This is a genomic window from Pseudomonas uvaldensis (assembly GCF_021271205.1).
Taxonomy (GTDB): Bacteria; Pseudomonadota; Gammaproteobacteria; order Pseudomonadales; family Pseudomonadaceae; genus Aquipseudomonas; species Aquipseudomonas uvaldensis.
This window is the reverse complement of the sequence record NZ_JAIWKS010000048.1, coordinates 1-400: the sequence shown is the minus strand read 5'-3', so window position 1 is coordinate 400 and position 400 is coordinate 1. Positions and strand designations below refer to the sequence as shown.

At 63.5% G+C, this 400-nt stretch carries 1 protein-coding gene; it reads left to right on the top strand.

The genetic code is table 11. The features are described from left to right. Nucleotides 1-400: RHS repeat domain-containing protein (locus LCU97_RS26525; protein WP_232778217.1), on the top strand; the 400-nt coding region annotated here is incomplete at both ends.

Sequence of the window (400 nt, the reverse complement as noted above, 5' to 3'; positions counted from 1 at the left end):
ACCCAACGGCGCCACCCGCGCCTGGCGCTACAACGCCTACGGCAAGGTCACCGAAGCACGCGACGAACAGGGCCGCGTCACCCGCTACGAGTACGCCGACGACCTGCACCTGATCACCCGTTGTCTCAATCCCGATGGCAGCGAACTGAAGTACCGCTACGACTCGGCGCGGCTGCTGCTGACGGAAATCGAGAACGAATCCGGCGAAAAATATCGGCTGGACTACACGCCCAACGGCCTGATCCGACAGCAAATCGGCTTCGACGGCCAACGCACGGCCTATGCCTACGACCTCAACGGGCACCTGCTGGAGAAAACCGAGTTCGGCGATGACGGCAGTCAAAGGGTCACGCGTTACCAGCGCGACGCGACCGGGCGGCTGCAGCTCAAGACCCTGCCT